Raw genomic sequence first — 16,750 nt, 5'->3', positions numbered from 1 at the left:
TCTAAAAACTAGGTAGGTGTTCATCGTGTTTAACCGGGAACTGGTAAAAGGCAGTACATCTTTACTGATACTTCAACTACTGCATGAGCGTGATATGTACGGCTATGAGCTTGTAAAGGAAATGGACCGCCGCAGTGACCATCATTTTCAGATGAAGGAAGGCACCCTTTATCCAGCTTTGCATAAATTAGAGAAGCAGGCCTATGTGGAGCATTACTGGAAGGAGCAGGAGAAGGGACCTGCCCGCAAGTATTACCGGATTACCGAAGCCGGCAAACAAGTGCTTCAGGAAAAAACCAAAGAGTGGCAAAAATATGTGCAGGTGATGAACCAGGTGATGGGGGGATCGGGAAATGATTCGGTCTAAAGAAGCGTTTCTGCGAAAACTGGAACAGGAACTATCCTTTCACCCTGATTGTCGGGAAATTGTCGCGGAATACCAGTCCCATCTGGAAGAAATCATTCATGAACGGACATTTGAAATGAAAGATGAGCAACAGATCATGTCGTCTGTGGTCGAACGCCTGGGGAGTCCCGAAGAGATTGCATCCATGTGGAAGGAAGAAGCAAAGGTCCACCCGGAAAAAACCAGCTGGATGTTTGTGATCATCAATATCACACTGTTTCTGGGCGGGGGACTGTTAACTTTTATTTATCACGCTTTTGAATGGACCTGGGCGGATGCCCTGTGGCTATACTTAACCGATATTCCCTTTCTCATTATTTTACTTTACATAGGGTTCTGGGTGTTTCTGGGCTATGAAATGGGGAAAGAATTTGGCTATCAGGGGAAACATTTGCTGAAAAAAACATTCACTCTTGCCCTTGTTCCCAACCTGGTGCTGATGGCTCTTACTGTCCTGCGGATGATTCCTTATCACTGGTTTAGTCCGTTATTAAATACCCCCTTTATTGTAACGTGTATCGTGTTAACCGCTTTGTTGTACCCCATTTGCTGGATGGCGTACTACTGGGGCAGAAGGGCTTCGGTCTGACCCCATATTTTTTTACATATGTACCTAGAAAAACTATATAAATAGAAAAACAATGTATTGAACATAAGGAGGATGCTTGAATGTCAAAACGTGATTGGATTATATTTGGGATGGCTTTTATCCTGGGAATAGGTGCGGAAATTTCCTTCTTTCACGGGGAAATCGGTCTTTCTTTCCCTGTGTTTATAACCCTCTTTTATCTAGGGTTCTTCTGGATTTTCCGGGACCATCCGTTCGCAAACTTAAAATTGGGGCTGCTGTTTACCGTCAGCATATGGGTTTTATCAGCTTCTTATCTGTTTTATTCAAACCCGTTTTTCTATGCCTTTAACCTGCTCGTTATCCCCGGGCTGATGTTCCTGCAGATGATCATCATCACCAGCCCAGCATCATGGCCCTGGGATCGCCTGCCCTATTTGCAGGCAGCATTTACACGGATGGCCGACTCGGTCAAAAACATCATTCACCTGTTTTCTTCTGTTGTTGACCTGATGCTGAAGGGGCTGGATCAAAAAAAACGGAACATTTTTAAGAAGATATTGCTGGGGGTATTGATCGCCTCTCCGATTGTGGTTGTAGTCCTATTTTTGCTCATGATGGCAGATCCAGCGTTCAGCCGTCTTGTGATCAGACTTCCAGAATGGTTTTTCTCCTTTGTAAGACTAGAAATGACAATCCGAATGGTGATCGTCATCATATTCTCCCTTGGGTTTTACGGAGAGTTCCAGGCTCTGCATAAAAAATGGGAACCCAATCCTGGATCGGGCGGCAAGGGGATCCTGCATCTCGATGGCATTATGATCATAACAGTACTGACGCTGCTCAACATGATTTATGGATTGTTTGTCCTGGTTCAGTTTCACTATTTTTTCAGCGGGCAGTTGTATGGCGATTATACCTATGCCCAGTACGCCAGGAGAGGTTTCTTTGAACTGATCATGGTCACCCTGATTAATTGGTCCGTGTTATTGGCGGTTTTGAATTTTGGCAGAAAAATCGGCCCGGGGCTGAAGCGGGCCATACAGGTGATGCTTACTCTTATGATTGTGTTTAGCGGGGTTATGCTGGCTTCCGCTTATTTGCGCCTTCATATGTATGAGGAGGCCTATGGATACACTCTGGATCGGATTCTGGCCCACGCTTTCATGATTTTTCTTGGGGTTATTTTTCTGTATACCCTGATCAGAGTGTGGATTGAGCACCTGTCATTGATGCGGTTTTATATGATCTTTTCCATTCTGTTTTATACCGCTTTAAATGTGGTGAATGTGAATGGTCTGATCGTAGAAAAAAATCTCGAAAGATATGAAGAAACCGGGAAAATAGATATCGATTATTTCAATCAGCTGTCCTACTCAGGACTGATGGGATTGATGGACCTGTATGAATTGAATCCCCAATTGACCGAACTGAAAAAAATCCTTGCCGATCGGAAAGAAATGATGATTCATGATTCGAGGTCATGGCAATCTTTCAACCTGGAGCGGAAAAAAGCTTATGAAAGGCTAAAGGGGATGGAACTGGACTAACTTATCATGTGGGTGCAACAAGGGAAAAATTCGATTCCAAAATTACTTTTTAGTGTTTTTTAATAAAACTACCGTTTTGGGTCGATGAAGATACAGATCACGATTGTGCTGATCAGCATTATTCTTGTGTTTTTGCAGGTTATACTTCAAATCAATCTGTATATCGGGGCAAAGCTGAATAATATAGATAAAAAGATAAAAGAACATAACCTGTAGAATCCGCTGGGGAGAGTGGTTTTTTGGAATGCATATTAGTTATTCTCCAGGAGGATAAAAAATGATCGGGTTAGGCAAGAGGGATGGGAATATTACAGATCAGTTTCAAAAGGATTTGTAAACTTATGTTAAAATCCAATTAGGAATTAGATTTATTTACGAGGGAGAGAGGATAATGACACAGGCAATCATCTTTGATATGGATGGAACACTATTTCAAACAGACAAAATATTAGAAGTATCGCTGGATGATGTTTTTAGTCGATTACGGTCATTAAATAAATGGAATACGGATACGCCTATTGATCAATATCGTAAGATTCTTGGAGTCCCTCTGCCAAAAGTATGGGAGAAATTATTACCTCAACATTCCGATGAAGAAAGAGCAAAAGTCGATGCGTACTTTCTAGAACGACTGATTGAGAATATAAGAAGCGGGAAAGGTGCTTTATATCCTAACGTGAAAGAAGTCTTTAGATATTTGAAAGAGAATAACTATTCTATATACATAGCTAGTAATGGATTAACAGATTATTTAAACACCATTGTCAGTTATTATCATTTGGATAGATGGGTTACGGAAACATTTAGTATCCAACAAATTCAATCTTTGAATAAATCAGACTTAGTCCATCGTATTGTAAAGAAATACGGTATCACTACTGGAGCGGTAGTAGGAGACCGGCTATCCGATATAAATGCAGCTAAAGATAATGGTCTTGTATCAATAGGGTGTAACTTTGACTTTGCGCTAGAAGACGAACTATCTCAGGCTGATGTGGTAATTGATGATTTAATTGATCTACAATCAATTATACATGTATTAAATGAATAACTGCCTGAACAGAACGTTTGGCATAGCTGAAATAAGGAGTTGTCGTTTTGGCAGTTCCTATTTACATTAGTGGAATTTATAGAAAAAGAGTAGTACCTGAATAATGGACGGTCAGTATTACAGCGATCCACTTTAATTTTTTTGTTTCTGCGGTAAACGAGACAATCGATTCAGCAGAAGCCTTTTCTTAGAACCCCCTGGATGAATCATATTTCCCCCTGACACCTTACTGATAGTTGAACATGGCTTTATGACTGACCTTTAAATCTTATCCTGGATAAATATCTATTTACTTATCTACACCAATGTATTAGAATACATATTATCCTAATTCATACTAAATTTATAGGAATAAGGGGGTAAACCTCTATGGAAATATCAACTGCAAATCAAAAAGCGGTCAACACCGGCAACTCAGGGTCTCCACTGGACCTATCTTCTCCCCAAAAGCGGAATATGACTCTGGGGCTTGGCACAACGCTGGTGCTCAGTGTGATTGCTTATCAAATAGCAGGCTTGCAGCAGGCTTTACTGATCTGGATCGGATTATTTCTAGGATATGCATTATTTCATGCCCGCTTTGGCTTTACATCTGCATTTCGGCGCCTTCTGGCCGTTGGAAATGGGGAACAGATCAGGGCGCATATGATCATGCTGGCTGCTGCCAGTACATTATTCGCCATCATTTTGACCACTGGAATCGGATTTTTTGGCGTGGAGCCTTCCGGTTATGTCTTCCCTGCAGGAGTCAGTGTGGCTGTGGGGGCTTTCCTGTTTGGGCTCGGAATGCAGCTGGGAAATGGATGTGCATCCGGAACCCTGTATGCAGTAGGTCAGGGAAGAACCGAAATGGTGATTACATTACTCGGATTTATCGCAGGATCTGTCGTTGGTGCGTGGCACTGGGGCTTCTGGATGAATGAAACTCCGGCACTCCCGGCCATCTCTTTGATTGAAAATGCCGGTATGGGTGTTTTTGGAGGCTGGCTGCTGCAAATGCTCATTCTGGGAGGGATTTTTGCCCTGACGATTATGATTGAGAAAAAACGCAAGCCGCCTAAATTACGTCCATTGCCCACGACAAAAGGATTCTGGGCTCGTCTCATTCGGGGATCCTGGCCGTTATGGGTTGCTGCCCTGGTGCTGGCGGTTCTAAACGCGATTACATTGATGATGAGGGGAAATCCATGGGGAATTACTTCCGCCTTTGCCCTCTGGGGATCCAAAGCAGCGATGGCAATGGGGATTGATGTCACCGGCTGGACTTACTGGCAGGGTGCAAAAGCTGATGCCCTGACCCAGTCTGTTTTCTTTGATACTACCAGTGTCATGAACTTTGGTGTGATTTTAGGAGCATTTCTCGCTTCAGCAGCCGGAGGATTGTTTACAGTAAGAAAAATACCTTTTAAAGTTGGTCTTGCTGCTTTAATTGGCGGACTGTTGATGGGATATGGAGCCCGGATTGCATTTGGCTGTAATATCGGTGCCTATTTTGGCGGAATTGCGTCTTTTAGTCTCCATGGCTACCTGTGGATGGTAATGGGCCTTGTAGGATCTTATTTTGCGTTATATATCCGCCCACTCTTTGGACTTTCTGTACCAGATAAAAAGGATCGTTTTTGTTAGAGATATACAATCGGAGAGGCTGCCCTATGCCGGGCAGCCTCTTTTTATTTGTGAAAGCAGTAAATCAGATTGATCTCCGGCAGCTCAAATCAAGACCGGGTTATTATGATAAAATAACAGTACCAAAAATTTAGGGGATGATGATGTGGCGGGGAATCTGTTATACATACCGTATACGATTTTCATAATCTTAGCAGTCATCTTGATCAGTTTTATCCTTGCCTCAAAAGCAGGGAACAGGGCGGCTAAACATTTTTTCATGGCCGCTGTTCCGGTTGTGGTTCTGATCCAGTTTTACTACTGGAATTTGGATTTTAATGACTGGGTGAAAAGTTATTTATTCTCCAGCAGCGAATTTGTATGTGGTTATGCCGATGAACTCGAAGAATTGCCAATTCCCCTTCCAGAACGGACCGTGCTTAAGGGAAGAGAAGATTTCTGTTCGCCTTTTTATATCACCTACACGGATTTTTACGATTTCATGTCTTTTTATGCGGAGAAATTAAAAGAGATGAAACGAAACGGTGACGTGAAAAGCTATCAGTTTATGGAACGCGGGAGTGAACACCTGAGTAAAGGATATGCTGTTATCCTGAATTCGGGTTCATCTTTAGAAATCGTTATGAGAAATAGCGAAGATCCAGGCAAGAGGCTTCTTTCCATTGATTACGAGCCGGTCCATTAGTGGGGGATTGCGGTTAGAAAATGGAACAATTTATAGGGTGAACAGCGAAAAAAAAAGCCTTTTAACTCCAGGGGCCCTGGCCAAAGCATTTTTGATGATATAACAGGAGTTTTCTTTGTTCAATGGGCTTGATGGAATGGACTTCTTGATCCGGCGAAACTCTCCTTTTGATGTCATGAAGTTTCATCATCGCAAAAAAGGTATACAGCAAAATAAAAGGAATCAGTGCGAGCATGACGTTAAGAAGGGTACTCATGAACTGAACCTCCTTTAAAATAGAGTTCCTATATCATATGAAAAAGAACTGCACCAGATGATAAAAATCATTGGGCAGTTCTAGTCTTTTTTCGATCATCAAAATGAGAAGCCGGGACCCATCAGGACAATTCAGGCGGTTTTCGGAACCGGGTTGCCTGCTCAAAGGCATATCCTATCTCGATTAATTTCTCTTCTTCAAACGCTCCGGCTGTAAAGGTGACCCCAAGGGGTTTTCCTGCACTGGTATAACCTCCGGGCACGGTTATGGATGGATATCCGGCTTTTGCGGCAATTCCGGCTCCCAGGTTATTGGGAAACAGAATCACATCCAGATGATACTGTTCCATGGCTGCATCAATTCCCCTGGTTTGGGAAAGGTAGATATCCTTCTCCCGGGTTTGAACATATTCAGCTTCCGTCAGGGTCCCGCTGGTTTTTTCGGACTTGATAAGCAGGGTTTGTCCAAATCTCAGCATTTCCTCTGAATGTTCCTCATGAAAGGCAATTAATTCTTTCAGAGAATGAACCGGGATCCGGGATTCCACATGATGAAGGTAAGCATTTAATGCAGGTTTAAATTCATAGATCAGTGTATTCAGGTTCCATTTTTCATGGGCCGCTGGGATTTCCACCGGGTCCATTATTGTGGCCCCCTCCTGCTTCATAATGGAAATGGCACGTTCCATCAGTTCTTTTTCCTCATCATCTAAATGGGAAAAATAAGGATCACGGGCGACCCCAATGGTGACGCCTTTCAGTCCGGCCGGGTTGAGAAAGGCTGTATTTTGAATCGTTTGTGAAGGATTTGTCAGGGTAACCGGATCATCGGGATCGGTTCCGGAAATAGCCGCTAATATCCGTGCTGCATCTTCTACTGTTCTGGCAATCGGTCCAGCGGTGTCCTGGCTGTGGGAAATCGGAATGATGCCTGAACGGCTGACAAGTCCCACAGTTGGCTTGATTCCGACCACTGAATTGGAGCTTGCCGGACTCAGAATGGAACCGGATGTTTCCGTTCCAATGGCCCCGGCCGTCAAATTGGCAGCCACACTTGCCCCCGAACCGCTTGAAGACCCCCCCACATCAAAGGTGCCGGGACCATATGGATTTTTCACCTGTCCTCCCCTTGAACTATATCCGTTAGGCATATGTTCCGTCATAAAATTCGCCCATTCGGTCATGTTTGCTTTTCCCAGGATGACAGCACCGGCTTCCCGCAGTTTTTTCGCCACAAAGGAATCCTTGCTTGCCACATGATCTTTCAGGGCCAGAGATCCTGCACTCGTATGAAGCTTATCTGCTGTATCGATGTTATCTTTTAATAAAATCGGGATACCGTGGAGTGGCCCCCGCTTTCCTTTTTGTCTTCGCTCAAGATCAAGGGCCTCGGCTATCTGAACCGCATCGGGGTTGATTTCCAGCACGGAATTCATGCCGTTTTCTCCTTTGTCGAAGCGGCTGATCCGATCCATATACATCAGAACCAGGTCTCTGGCTGTTATTTCCCCTGAATCCATTGCCTTTTGCATATCTTTAAAAGTAGCTTCCAATAACCAGTCGTCCACCCGTTTGGCCAATTCTGGATTTTCCATTATCATCTCTCCTGTTTCATTTGGTGTATTAATTCTATATTACAAAATTTTCAGAATAATTGAAACGGTTAAGCAATAGCTGGTATATGTTGCCTTATTTTGTGCTGAAAGGTTGCATTTGATGCTGAACCGAATCATAATATACCTGGAGGTGTATAGGGGGTGAGAAGATGCCATTATTTGATTTAAAGTGTACAGCTTGCGGAAATGAGTTTCAAAAAATGGTTTCTTTTTCAAAAATAAAAGAAGCTGCCTGTCCAAAGTGCGGTCACACCAATAATGAACGAATATATAAAGCCAATATAAAGGGACCCATTTCATCAGGCGGTTCATCATCCAGCTCGGCTCCAGCGGGAAACAGCGGTTTCACCTGAGCATCCTGTTAAGTCTGCCATGGGTCCATGGCAACGGAAAAAAGCACGGACGGACTCGTTCGTGCTTTTTTAAAGCTTTTTCAAATCTCATCGGCGGATAAAATGAGGGAAAAGGTTAACTTAAATTCCTTCATCATTCGTCAGCCTAAAAATAGGAGCTATAGCCTATCCATTCCGATACCATGAGTAACATGTCTCTTAAAGCAAATATCAGCAAAAACAAAACACAATATAAAGAATGTTATGGACAGTTTCTCCAAATAGCTGCTCACTCATGACTCCTTCTGTATGATCATACTTGAAAATCGGTGATCTCGGATCCCCTTTTTATTGAACAGCTAAACTTTTTTTGAGAAAATTGCTTTTAAACAGTACCTATTATATAAAGTGGAAGTTCCAGAAGAAAATACAACCTTCTATGAGAAAAAAATAAAAAAAGTTATCCTTTCAATCCTCTGTTCAGGGATATTTGGGAATGCATGCCGCACATCACAACGATACGACGGTCCGAAAACGGGAAGAACAGAATATATGATAAATAAATAATGGAAAAATTTTGGGGTGATCGGATGGATTGGACACCAGAAAAAGCCTATAGAAAATTACAGGACATTTATACGGATGAGATCATGCAGCAGGAAAAAAGGAGGGTTTTTCAGCAAGTTTATCGTCATCTGCGTGAACATATGGAGGATCTGGCCATCAGCAATGGCCTGAAACCAAAGGCGGAAAAACAGCTGTCCCTGTTTAAAGAATATACGTTTATGCCGGGGAATAATTTGTTTCAATCGATGCGGTATGTGTTTTTGCTGGCGAGAGGAGAAAAGGAGTATGACCGGGGAGAGACACAGCGTCACTTGCAAAGAATTTACCGGGCGCTGTTTACATCAGCGGGCACGAAGAATCCGGTTATTCCGGAGTCGTTCTGGGACACGCCCCTGGGGGTTGCCTGTGTAGTGGCTGAAAAAGGAGTTGAAGCAGTATATCCGATTTTAGATGAGATTGACGCGGAGGAATAACCTCGAGTTCGACAGTTGCTAGGTAAACGAAATGCCCACGAACCTTTGATATAAAAGCGTTGGTGGGCGTTTTTAGACAGACTAGGTGTGACCAGGGTTTTGGCTCAATTTCAATGATGTTTGGACGCGCCTCAACTCCTAGATCCACAAAGGTTTCACGCTGTTTCAATGTTCATTCTGTGCGCTGATACAGATCTCTGTTTTTTGAAGAAAAATACCTTAAATGCATACGCTCCATTTCTCTTCGAATTTGTTTCCAGGTTGAACCCGTCTCAACCTCAACTATCCGAACCAACAGAAGAGCTAACCAACTGATTAATATAATGTGCTCGAATCCTTTCTTCCAACCGATGGTATATCGGGCGTAGATGCAGTGTTGACTTCAATATGCGAAACGCATTTTCGACCGGTAATAGCTGCTTATAGCCCAGGGCGACATCTTCGACCGACAGCGTGTCGTCGGACGTAAGAATGAAGTACGTTCCATCGTATTTCTCTGCCTCTCGAATCGCTTGCTTGTCAGTTTTAATCGACCACCTTTAAAAGGCGAATATACTTCCCATAAGTAGGGTGAGATGAATGGGAATCCCTTCCCTGGTAACAGCCAGTCCAATGACGGTTTGGATAGGGTCAGATCGTTTATACCTGGACTAAGTGCGTAAAAACTTGTCCATTGTTATAATAGAGATAAATGTTAAATATAATAGACGAGGAGGTAAACTGTGCAAAAGAAAAAAAACCACTCTGCTTTTCAAATAGTTACAACTATAATTTTCATACTTATATTACTTATCATGCACTATTCCCTTGATCGTCAAGGTGTACCTATTAATGACAACCGAAGCATGTATTTAACCGGAGGATTGATATTTCTTACAATATCCTGGTTATATATAATAACTAGTTTACAAATAAACAAAAAGCCAAGGATGTTAGAATCTCATAAATGGAAATTTGCCCCACTTTTTGTAGGGATCATTAGCTTTTTTTCTATTTTAGCTCTATTTACTTTTGCTTCTTTTGATCTATTTTCTACATTATTAGATACATGGAATGCATTATTTTATTTAATTGTCGTTTATTTTATTATATTATACTTCTATTTTATAATGTCTTTTGTGTACAGATTTTTGGAAACAAAAAAAGAGGTGATACATTATACCTATTTTTGGTCATTATTAATTATACTCATATTGGTTTTCGCTATTTAATTCCATTAATCATTTTTTCAAAGAGAGTCATAAATCTTAATCTTTTCCTACAAAATTATTCTTGCGTTTTTAAAGGTTTCAACTGCTCCCTTTAACAAATGGATATATCTCCTACGTATTCCTCATCAAGTATAAAACCTTTAAAAGCCCGATACGAAGAATTGTCTGTGTGATTATCATTTCCATTGTAATGGATTTTTTTATGGACAGAAGCAAAAAACATTTACACAGACTTTTATATATCATCAACCAGTAATCATTTATAGTATTACTATAGCTATACTTCTTTTTATGCCTTTGCAACAAATTATGTTAACGGTTGGTTACAAGTTACATCAAGCAGAAAGAAATGAAGTTGTAAAAATGATCGAAACAGGAAAATTAAAACCGAATAATGATTCACGACTTATTCAATTACCAGATGACTATGCTCACTTATCTAAAGGCGGAGGAGAAGTATTAATTGAAAAAAACCAAACAACCTATTCAATATTATTTTTTACTTATCGTGGTTTACTAGATAATTTCTCAGGTTTTTTATACATACCTAACAGTAAGAGTCCCGATAATATTAGTTTTATTAATAGAGTTAAAGAAACTGAAAGGATTGACAATAAATGGTATTTTGTAAGCTCTTTTTAAATATTTGAGATAGGTGTAGGGGTGTATATATGTATTCGTGGTATTTATTAAATATAAAAGTAAGGACGATCCTTGAATAGAGAGAATAGGCCTTACTTTTTGTGTGTTTACTTATTTTTGTTTGTTAGGTAAATCTTGAAATTTTTTGGTCCTTTCCGATCATTCATCCAACTTTTGATCACTAAGTTTTGTTTAATTTCCTTTGATCTCTTCGTGGTTTGCCTCTCTAATTTTTTCTATTTCGTCTTTAGTGAAGGTCCGATTTGAATATTCTTATAATTCAGCGAAATATTTTGGTTTTTGAATTGAAGTAACCGATGTAGACCGGGCCGGATAGCGGAGATTTGCCGGAGGGAAAATCCGAACATATTCACGTGATAATTGAATATGTTCGGATATTTCATGGTCTTATGGAATGTTTGTTCTGGCCTCTATCGGTTGTTTTGTCTTCAATAAGCGGGATTTTTCATCTTTGCCAGCTCATCCAGTGCCTGTTTCAGGTCATCACAGATGTCTTCCCAGGCTTCGAGACCAACAGACAGACGAATAAGCTGATCGGTGATTCCCATTTTTAATCGGGATTCTTCAGGTACAACAGCGTGTGTCATCGTTGCCGGATGCTGGATTAAGGTTTCCGCATCTCCAAGACTGACGGCAATCGGGATAAAGTTCAGCATATTAAGAAACTTCTGCGCATCCTGTTTATCTCCTTTGATTTCAAAAGATACGAGACCACCGCCCTGTTTCATCTGTTTTTTCGTGATGGGATAATCGGGGTGATCAGGATCACCAGGGTAATATACCTTCGAAACCATTGGATGTTCTTTTAGCATCTCTGTTATTTTCCTGGCGTTGGAACAATGGCGGTCAAGGCGAACAGGCAGGGTTTTGAGTCCCCGCAGGAGAAGCCAGGCATCAAATGGTGAGATGATTCCCCCGACATCTTTCTGGGTGGTTACCGATACCTCATCAAGAAAATCTTTTGGCCCCACAACAAGTCCGGCAACTACATCTCCATGCCCGCCGATATATTTGGTAGCACTGTGAATGACAATATCACAGCCGATCGTTAAAGGTTGCTGCAGGTAAGGCGAAGAAAAGGTGTTGTCAACCACGACAGGAATATCATATTCTTTTGCCACGTTTACCACCAGTTCCAGGTCAACTAGTTTCATCGTAGGGTTAATGGGGGTTTCCACATAGATGAGAGCGGTTTCTGGTCTGACTAAGGAACGGATCTGTTCTTCCGTTTCCATTGGTGTAAAATCGGTGTGGATATGATATTTTTCCTTCATCATGGAAAGTAAACCGAAAGTACATCCGTAGATTCCCTGAGAGCAAATGATGTGGTCGCTGGCTTTCGTGAGGGCGATTAAAACGGCAGATACGGCCGCCATTCCTGAACCAAAAGCCAGGGCGGCTTCCCCATTTTCCAGCTGAGCCATTCGTTCTTCCAGAATCCGTACCGTTGGATTGCCGAGTCGGGAATAAATATATCCATCTTCATCACCAGCAAAGCGGCGTTCCCCCTGTTCAGCCGATTCAAATGTAAAGGTAGAAGTTTGAAAAATAGGTGGCGTTAAACTGCCCTGAAATTGATTCGCATCATAGCCATCGTGAATGACCATGGTATCCATTTTGATACTGCGTTTTTTCTTGTTCTTCATCATATTCTCCCCCTTAAGTACAGACTAGGTCCTACTTCTATCATACGCCAATAGGCTTTTTTATGAAAGCGTTTTCTTTTATGTCTTTGCTCTTACAGAAGGGGAAGAACATCAGATCATTTCTCATCAAAACGTTATGAGTGCAAGAACCAATAAAATCCTATAGAGACAATGGCAATATCGGCCATGATATGAACGATCCATGAATTCAGGAAATTGCCGGATTTCGTGTTTAAATAATTAAAGATAAGTCCAATGGAGAACAGTCCCACCAATGCAAGCAACAGCAATGAAACATCAAACCAGACAGCAAAAATTGCCAGGTGATAAAGGGAAAATAAAAGGGCTGAATAGATATAGGCAAAGGTTTTGTTTCCGTTCTGGCTGATTTTAAAAAAGATAAAGCCTCGAAAATAAAATTCTTCCAGAAGGGAGTTGCCAAAGGCAATGTATAAAGCAACAAGAATATAAGTCTGAAACGTGATGTCAAGCCGTGTTTTTAAATCATTTATAATGGCCGATGGATCGATTACGCTCTGCAGCATCAGGTAAGCTCCAATAATCGTCAATGCCGAAAGAAAACCAAGGAGGATGCCGGTTTTTAACTGGCTCACCTGAGTATTTTTGAGGTTCAACACATGTAAAATGTTTTCTCCCCAGACAAAACGTATGATCACGAGGGGGATGCCAAGGAACAAACCGATTTTTAAAATCGTTTTGGACAAATAGCTAAATCCGAGAAGCTGTTCGGCAACGATCATCATACATACACTGATGATCGATATCATGATAATGGCGGTATTTTGTTTCAATGAATAGCCCTCCCAATCCGGGGATAATATAGTGTAATAATACACTATATGTTACGTTTGTCAATCTTTTTTAGCTGCTATTCGTTTTTTTATATAATCCACGTTTTTCGCCGCTCAATCGAGTTAATTTTTCCGTTTTCTGCTAGAACGGAATAATGACACGATCAATAGGATGGTCAGGCCAATTAATACAAGATGTATGAATTGAAACAAAGCATCTTCCAAATTAAAATTACTCCATTCTCATCCCCCCTCTGATTTATCATTTTAATTGGATTGTACGACATGAAGCCTATTTGATAACAGATGATGCTATGAAAATATTAGAGGGTCTTATTGCATTCGGAAAAAGGCAATCGTTAAAGCAGTTTTAGAAGATTTCCTGAGGGGATAAAGGCCGTTCTTCATGATGAGTTGTGCCAGGTTAAGGAAACGTATGATATACTAAATTTATCCAGTTTCATCAAACTTGAATGGATCACAAAGGGGCAATGTAGTTCAAGTATCGGAAAATGGTAAGTAAAAAGATTCCGGGAAGAACCAGGAGAGCTGTTTTGGAGAACAGGAGGGCGATAAATTGAGTTACAAAAAGATCGCTGTTGTTTTTATGGTGATGGCTTTACTGTTTCTGTTAGGGTATTTTGGTTTCATGTATTTCGTGACACATTTTCCCTTTAATGGTTGATCACCGTAATTGGAAAATGCCGTTAACCTATTTCAAGGAGGATGAAAAACAGCTCTCTGTATTCGTACATACCGGCAGAATTGTGGTAAAATCTAGCTGAAAAGATCCAGGAGGAGATCCGAATATGAAAGAAGACAAAAAAATTTTAGGAGAAGAGCGCAGGGAGTTTATCATAAATGAATTAAAAAGCCGTCATGAGCCTATTACCGGCAGCGAGCTTGCCGAGAAGGCCAACGTGAGCCGCCAGGTGATTGTCAGCGATATTTCCCTGTTAAAAGCTAAAAATGAACCCATTATTGCCACGAGCCAGGGTTATATGTATATGAAACCTTCCGAACCATCCCATTTGTATGAACGAACATTGGCCTTTTACCATCCCCCCGAACGAACAGAAGAAGAACTCCATTTAATCGTTGATCATGGTGCAACTGTTAAGAATGTTACGGTAGAACATCCGATTTATGGCGAGTTTACTGCTTCTATTATGGTTTCGAACCGCAGAGAGGTCAAAAAATTTTTAGAAAAGGTGCGCTCCGCCAATGCGGCTTTGCTCTCTGAATTAACGGGCGGCATTCATCTGCATACCCTTACAGCAGAAACGGAAGAAATTCTTGATGAGGTAGAAGAAGCGCTGGAGAAAGCTGGATTTTTAGTTGAATCATAAAAGGGAACATAAAAAAATAGAACCCATTTACACACATATAGCATCGAATATAGAGAGGTACCAGTGAGGACTAACGAATCCTCACTTTTTATATTTTGGTTTTTCCAGTCCGGGAAGAATTCAAGCCTATCAGTTAAGGTATGGTAGAAAAATGACACCGGGATCTGTCCGAAAACGGCTGCTATAAGTAAATTCGCAAGTTCCAGCTGACTTTCAAAAGAGCTCCTGATCAGATAGAAACCTTAGATATCCTGGAAGTGTTTTACACTATATTCCTTCCTGGCAGGCGGGTGAATATGATGGTTTAAATCGGGTGGATATCGCAAAAAATGATGTTATAGAAATCTGGCTTGAGACAGAGGAACAAGGGTGGGAATCTGCTTTGAGCAGGTACACGACGGAACCCATTCATAAAGCCCCAGGAATAGTTGAACCTGTTCCCGGAACCCTTCTGATAATGAAACATTTGCGGATTATATCGGGAGCACGATTTTTTTGGACTTATTTTTCTGGTGGTCACGGCTGTTACGGTAGCTGTCAGGAAAAAAGAAAAAGTTTATGGAAGATGTCCCAATTCACCTCTTCTGTCCTTTTAGTGTAAACATTTTTTTGGATTTGTGATAAAGTATTAACAGGAGAAATGTCCGAAAGCAGCTAGTGTACACAGGATGTGAACATTTGTTTTTAAAACGCTTACATATTAAGGAGGTTCTTATATGTCCAGTAAAACCTTAGATCATTTTCTTCAGGAAAATTTACAGGACCTGAAAGAAAGGGGTCTTTATAACGAAATTGACCCGGTTCAGGGAGCTAATGGGCCGGTCATCACCATTAACGGTAAAGAACTGATCAATTTATCCTCTAACAACTATCTCGGTTTAGCGACTGACGAACGACTAAAAGAAGTAGCCATCGAAGCGGTTAAGGAATACGGGGTAGGGGCAGGGGCTGTCCGCACCATTAACGGAACCCTTGACCTTCACCTGAAACTGGAAGAGCAGATTGCAAAATTTAAAGGCACCGAAGCGGCCATTGCTTATCAGTCTGGGTTTAACTGTAATGTTGCGGCTATCCCTGGAGTAATGGATAAACATGACGCTATCCTTTCCGATGAACTGAACCATGCATCCATCATAGACGGCTGCCGTCTTTCCAGGGCGAAAATTATCCGTTTCAACCACTCTGACATGGATGATCTTCGAAAGAAAGCGAAAGAAGCCGTTGAATCCGGCCAGTATAACAAAATTATGGTCATTACCGACGGCGTATTCTCCATGGATGGGGATATTGCGAAGCTTCCAGAGATCGTGGAAATCGCAGAAGAATTTGACCTTATCACGTACGTAGATGATGCCCATGGTTCCGGTGTTACGGGAAAAGGAGCCGGGACAGTTAAACATTTTGGCCTTCAGGATCAAGTCGATTTCCAGATTGGAACTCTTTCTAAAGCCATTGGTGTCATCGGAGGGTATGTGGCCGGTAAACGGGATCTCATTGACTGGCTAAAAGTCCGTTCCCGTCCATTCCTCTTCTCAACGGCTGTAACACCGGCGGATGCAGCTGCCAGCACAAAAGCCATTGAGCTGCTGATGGAAAGCACCGAGCTTCATGATAAACTGTGGGAAAATGGCCGCTACCTGAAAGATGGGCTGAAAAAATTAGGGTTTGACATTGGTCAGAGCGAAACGCCAATCACACCATGTATAATAGGCGAGGAAAAGACCACACAGGAATTCAGCAAGCGACTTTATGAAGAAGGTGTTTATGCTAAGTCCATTGTCTTCCCGACCGTGCCGAGGGGAACTGGACGGGTACGCAATATGCCGACGGCTGCCCATACAAAAGACATGCTGGATCAAGCCCTTCACAGCTATGAAAAGGTTGGTAAGGAACTGGGCGTTATTTAATTCGACATCAACGATTTTGAACTGGACAGGGGG

The 16,750-nt window shown here is 41.6% G+C and carries 16 protein-coding genes and 1 pseudogene; 12 read left to right on the top strand and 5 right to left on the bottom strand.

Features of this window, described 5'->3' with window-relative positions:
• Window positions 1-25 precede the first annotated feature (25 nt).
• The 7 genes from EDD68_RS09450 to EDD68_RS09425 all read left to right on the top strand — a co-directional run bounded on the left by EDD68_RS09450 (window position 26) and on the right by EDD68_RS09425 (window position 5,886).
• Window positions 26-367: a PadR family transcriptional regulator gene (locus EDD68_RS09450; RefSeq protein ID WP_132372022.1), complete on the top strand. Its 342-nt coding sequence runs from the start codon at window positions 26-28 to the stop codon at window positions 365-367.
• A complete protein-coding gene (locus tag EDD68_RS09445; protein WP_132371998.1) occupies window positions 354-995 on the top strand; it encodes an HAAS signaling domain-containing protein in 642 nt (213 codons plus the stop codon). Before EDD68_RS09450 ends, EDD68_RS09445 begins: the two co-directional genes overlap by 14 nt.
• Window positions 996-1,075: 80 nt before the next feature.
• A complete protein-coding gene (locus tag EDD68_RS09440) occupies window positions 1,076-2,524 on the top strand; it encodes a DUF4153 domain-containing protein (protein WP_132371997.1) in 1,449 nt (482 codons plus the stop codon).
• 84 nt (window positions 2,525-2,608) lie between these two features.
• Complete coding sequence (locus tag EDD68_RS15595; RefSeq protein WP_279388250.1) at window positions 2,609-2,740, top strand: hypothetical protein; 132 nt, start codon at window positions 2,609-2,611, stop codon at window positions 2,738-2,740.
• Window positions 2,741-2,915: 175 nt separating this feature from the next.
• Window positions 2,916-3,575 (top strand): HAD family hydrolase, encoded by a 660-nt coding sequence (locus EDD68_RS09435; RefSeq protein ID WP_132371996.1) that lies wholly within the window; start codon window positions 2,916-2,918, stop codon window positions 3,573-3,575.
• Window positions 3,576-3,944: 369 nt separating this feature from the next.
• Window positions 3,945-5,201: a YeeE/YedE family protein gene (locus EDD68_RS09430; protein WP_132371995.1), complete on the top strand. Its 1,257-nt coding sequence runs from the start codon at window positions 3,945-3,947 to the stop codon at window positions 5,199-5,201.
• Window positions 5,202-5,346: 145 nt separating this feature from the next.
• Window positions 5,347-5,886 carry a hypothetical protein gene (locus tag EDD68_RS09425; RefSeq protein ID WP_132371994.1) on the top strand — a complete coding sequence of 180 codons (540 nt, stop codon included), beginning with the start codon at window positions 5,347-5,349 and terminating at the stop codon, window positions 5,884-5,886.
• A gap of 61 nt (window positions 5,887-5,947) precedes the next feature.
• On the opposite strand, the gene EDD68_RS09420 is transcribed toward EDD68_RS09425, so the two are convergent.
• Together EDD68_RS09420 and EDD68_RS09415 are read right to left on the bottom strand one after the other, a co-directional pair.
• Entirely contained in the window at window positions 5,948-6,142 is a 195-nt protein-coding gene (locus tag EDD68_RS09420) for a hypothetical protein (RefSeq protein WP_132371993.1), read from the bottom strand.
• A 121-nt stretch (window positions 6,143-6,263) separates the two neighbouring features.
• Window positions 6,264-7,736 carry an amidase family protein gene (locus tag EDD68_RS09415; protein WP_132371992.1) on the bottom strand — a complete coding sequence of 491 codons (1,473 nt, stop codon included), beginning with the start codon at window positions 7,734-7,736 and terminating at the stop codon, window positions 6,264-6,266.
• A 170-nt stretch (window positions 7,737-7,906) separates the two neighbouring features.
• Here EDD68_RS09415 and EDD68_RS09410 point away from each other — a divergent pair, with 170 nt between their 5' ends.
• Window positions 7,907-8,110 (top strand): FmdB family zinc ribbon protein, encoded by a 204-nt coding sequence (locus EDD68_RS09410; protein WP_132371991.1) that lies wholly within the window; start codon window positions 7,907-7,909, stop codon window positions 8,108-8,110.
• Window positions 8,111-8,655: 545 nt separating this feature from the next.
• Window positions 8,656-9,129, top strand: a complete 474-nt coding sequence (locus EDD68_RS09405; RefSeq protein ID WP_243646820.1) for a hypothetical protein — start codon at window positions 8,656-8,658, stop codon at window positions 9,127-9,129.
• A 97-nt stretch (window positions 9,130-9,226) separates the two neighbouring features.
• On the opposite strand, the pseudogene EDD68_RS15660 reads toward EDD68_RS09405, so the two are convergent.
• Window positions 9,227-9,705 (bottom strand): annotated as a pseudogene (locus EDD68_RS15660) (IS1634 family transposase); the annotation flags it as partial.
• A gap of 926 nt (window positions 9,706-10,631) precedes the next feature.
• Here EDD68_RS15660 and EDD68_RS09395 point away from each other — a divergent pair.
• Complete coding sequence (locus tag EDD68_RS09395) at window positions 10,632-10,982, top strand: hypothetical protein (protein ID WP_132371990.1); 351 nt, start codon at window positions 10,632-10,634, stop codon at window positions 10,980-10,982.
• A gap of 449 nt (window positions 10,983-11,431) precedes the next feature.
• Here the strand turns inward: EDD68_RS09395 and megL are convergent, their stop codons facing one another.
• Both megL and EDD68_RS09385 read right to left on the bottom strand, forming a co-directional pair.
• Entirely contained in the window at window positions 11,432-12,649 is a 1,218-nt protein-coding gene (megL, locus tag EDD68_RS09390) for a methionine gamma-lyase (protein WP_132371989.1), read from the bottom strand.
• Window positions 12,650-12,783: 134 nt separating this feature from the next.
• Window positions 12,784-13,461, bottom strand: coding sequence for a CPBP family intramembrane glutamic endopeptidase (locus tag EDD68_RS09385; RefSeq protein ID WP_132371988.1), 678 nt, complete (start codon window positions 13,459-13,461; stop codon window positions 12,784-12,786).
• A gap of 809 nt (window positions 13,462-14,270) precedes the next feature.
• Between EDD68_RS09385 and EDD68_RS09380 the strand changes: the two genes are divergently transcribed.
• Window positions 14,271-14,810, top strand: a complete 540-nt coding sequence (locus EDD68_RS09380; RefSeq protein WP_132371987.1) for a transcription repressor NadR — start codon at window positions 14,271-14,273, stop codon at window positions 14,808-14,810.
• Window positions 14,811-15,526: 716 nt separating this feature from the next.
• Entirely contained in the window at window positions 15,527-16,717 is a 1,191-nt protein-coding gene (locus tag EDD68_RS09375) for a glycine C-acetyltransferase (RefSeq protein WP_132371986.1), read from the top strand.
• The last annotated feature ends 33 nt before the right edge of the window (window positions 16,718-16,750 follow it).

It is taken from the genome of Melghiribacillus thermohalophilus, assembly GCF_004342905.1.
GTDB lineage: Bacteria > Bacillota > Bacilli > Bacillales > Alkalibacillaceae > Melghiribacillus > Melghiribacillus thermohalophilus.
The sequence above is the reverse complement of the archived record's forward strand: the minus strand, read 5'-3'. Positions and strand labels throughout refer to the sequence as shown.

Coding starts and splice junctions, on each gene's coding strand:
- EDD68_RS09435 (WP_132371996.1), top strand. CDS start 2,916: ATGACACAGGCAATCATCTTTGATATGGATGGAACACTATTTCAAACA.
- EDD68_RS09405 (WP_243646820.1), top strand. CDS start 8,656: ATGGAAAAATTTTGGGGTGATCGGATGGATTGGACACCAGAAAAAGCC.
- EDD68_RS09420 (WP_132371993.1), bottom strand. CDS start 6,142: ATGAGTACCCTTCTTAACGTCATGCTCGCACTGATTCCTTTTATTTTG.
- EDD68_RS09380 (WP_132371987.1), top strand. CDS start 14,271: ATGAAAGAAGACAAAAAAATTTTAGGAGAAGAGCGCAGGGAGTTTATC.
- EDD68_RS15595 (WP_279388250.1), top strand. CDS start 2,609: ATGAAGATACAGATCACGATTGTGCTGATCAGCATTATTCTTGTGTTT.
- megL (WP_132371989.1), bottom strand. CDS start 12,649: ATGAAGAACAAGAAAAAACGCAGTATCAAAATGGATACCATGGTCATT.
- EDD68_RS09445 (WP_132371998.1), top strand. CDS start 354: ATGATTCGGTCTAAAGAAGCGTTTCTGCGAAAACTGGAACAGGAACTA.
- EDD68_RS09410 (WP_132371991.1), top strand. CDS start 7,907: ATGCCATTATTTGATTTAAAGTGTACAGCTTGCGGAAATGAGTTTCAA.
- EDD68_RS09440 (WP_132371997.1), top strand. CDS start 1,076: ATGTCAAAACGTGATTGGATTATATTTGGGATGGCTTTTATCCTGGGA.
- EDD68_RS09415 (WP_132371992.1), bottom strand. CDS start 7,736: ATGGAAAATCCAGAATTGGCCAAACGGGTGGACGACTGGTTATTGGAA.
- EDD68_RS09375 (WP_132371986.1), top strand. CDS start 15,527: ATGTCCAGTAAAACCTTAGATCATTTTCTTCAGGAAAATTTACAGGAC.
- EDD68_RS09430 (WP_132371995.1), top strand. CDS start 3,945: ATGGAAATATCAACTGCAAATCAAAAAGCGGTCAACACCGGCAACTCA.
- EDD68_RS09395 (WP_132371990.1), top strand. CDS start 10,632: ATGCCTTTGCAACAAATTATGTTAACGGTTGGTTACAAGTTACATCAA.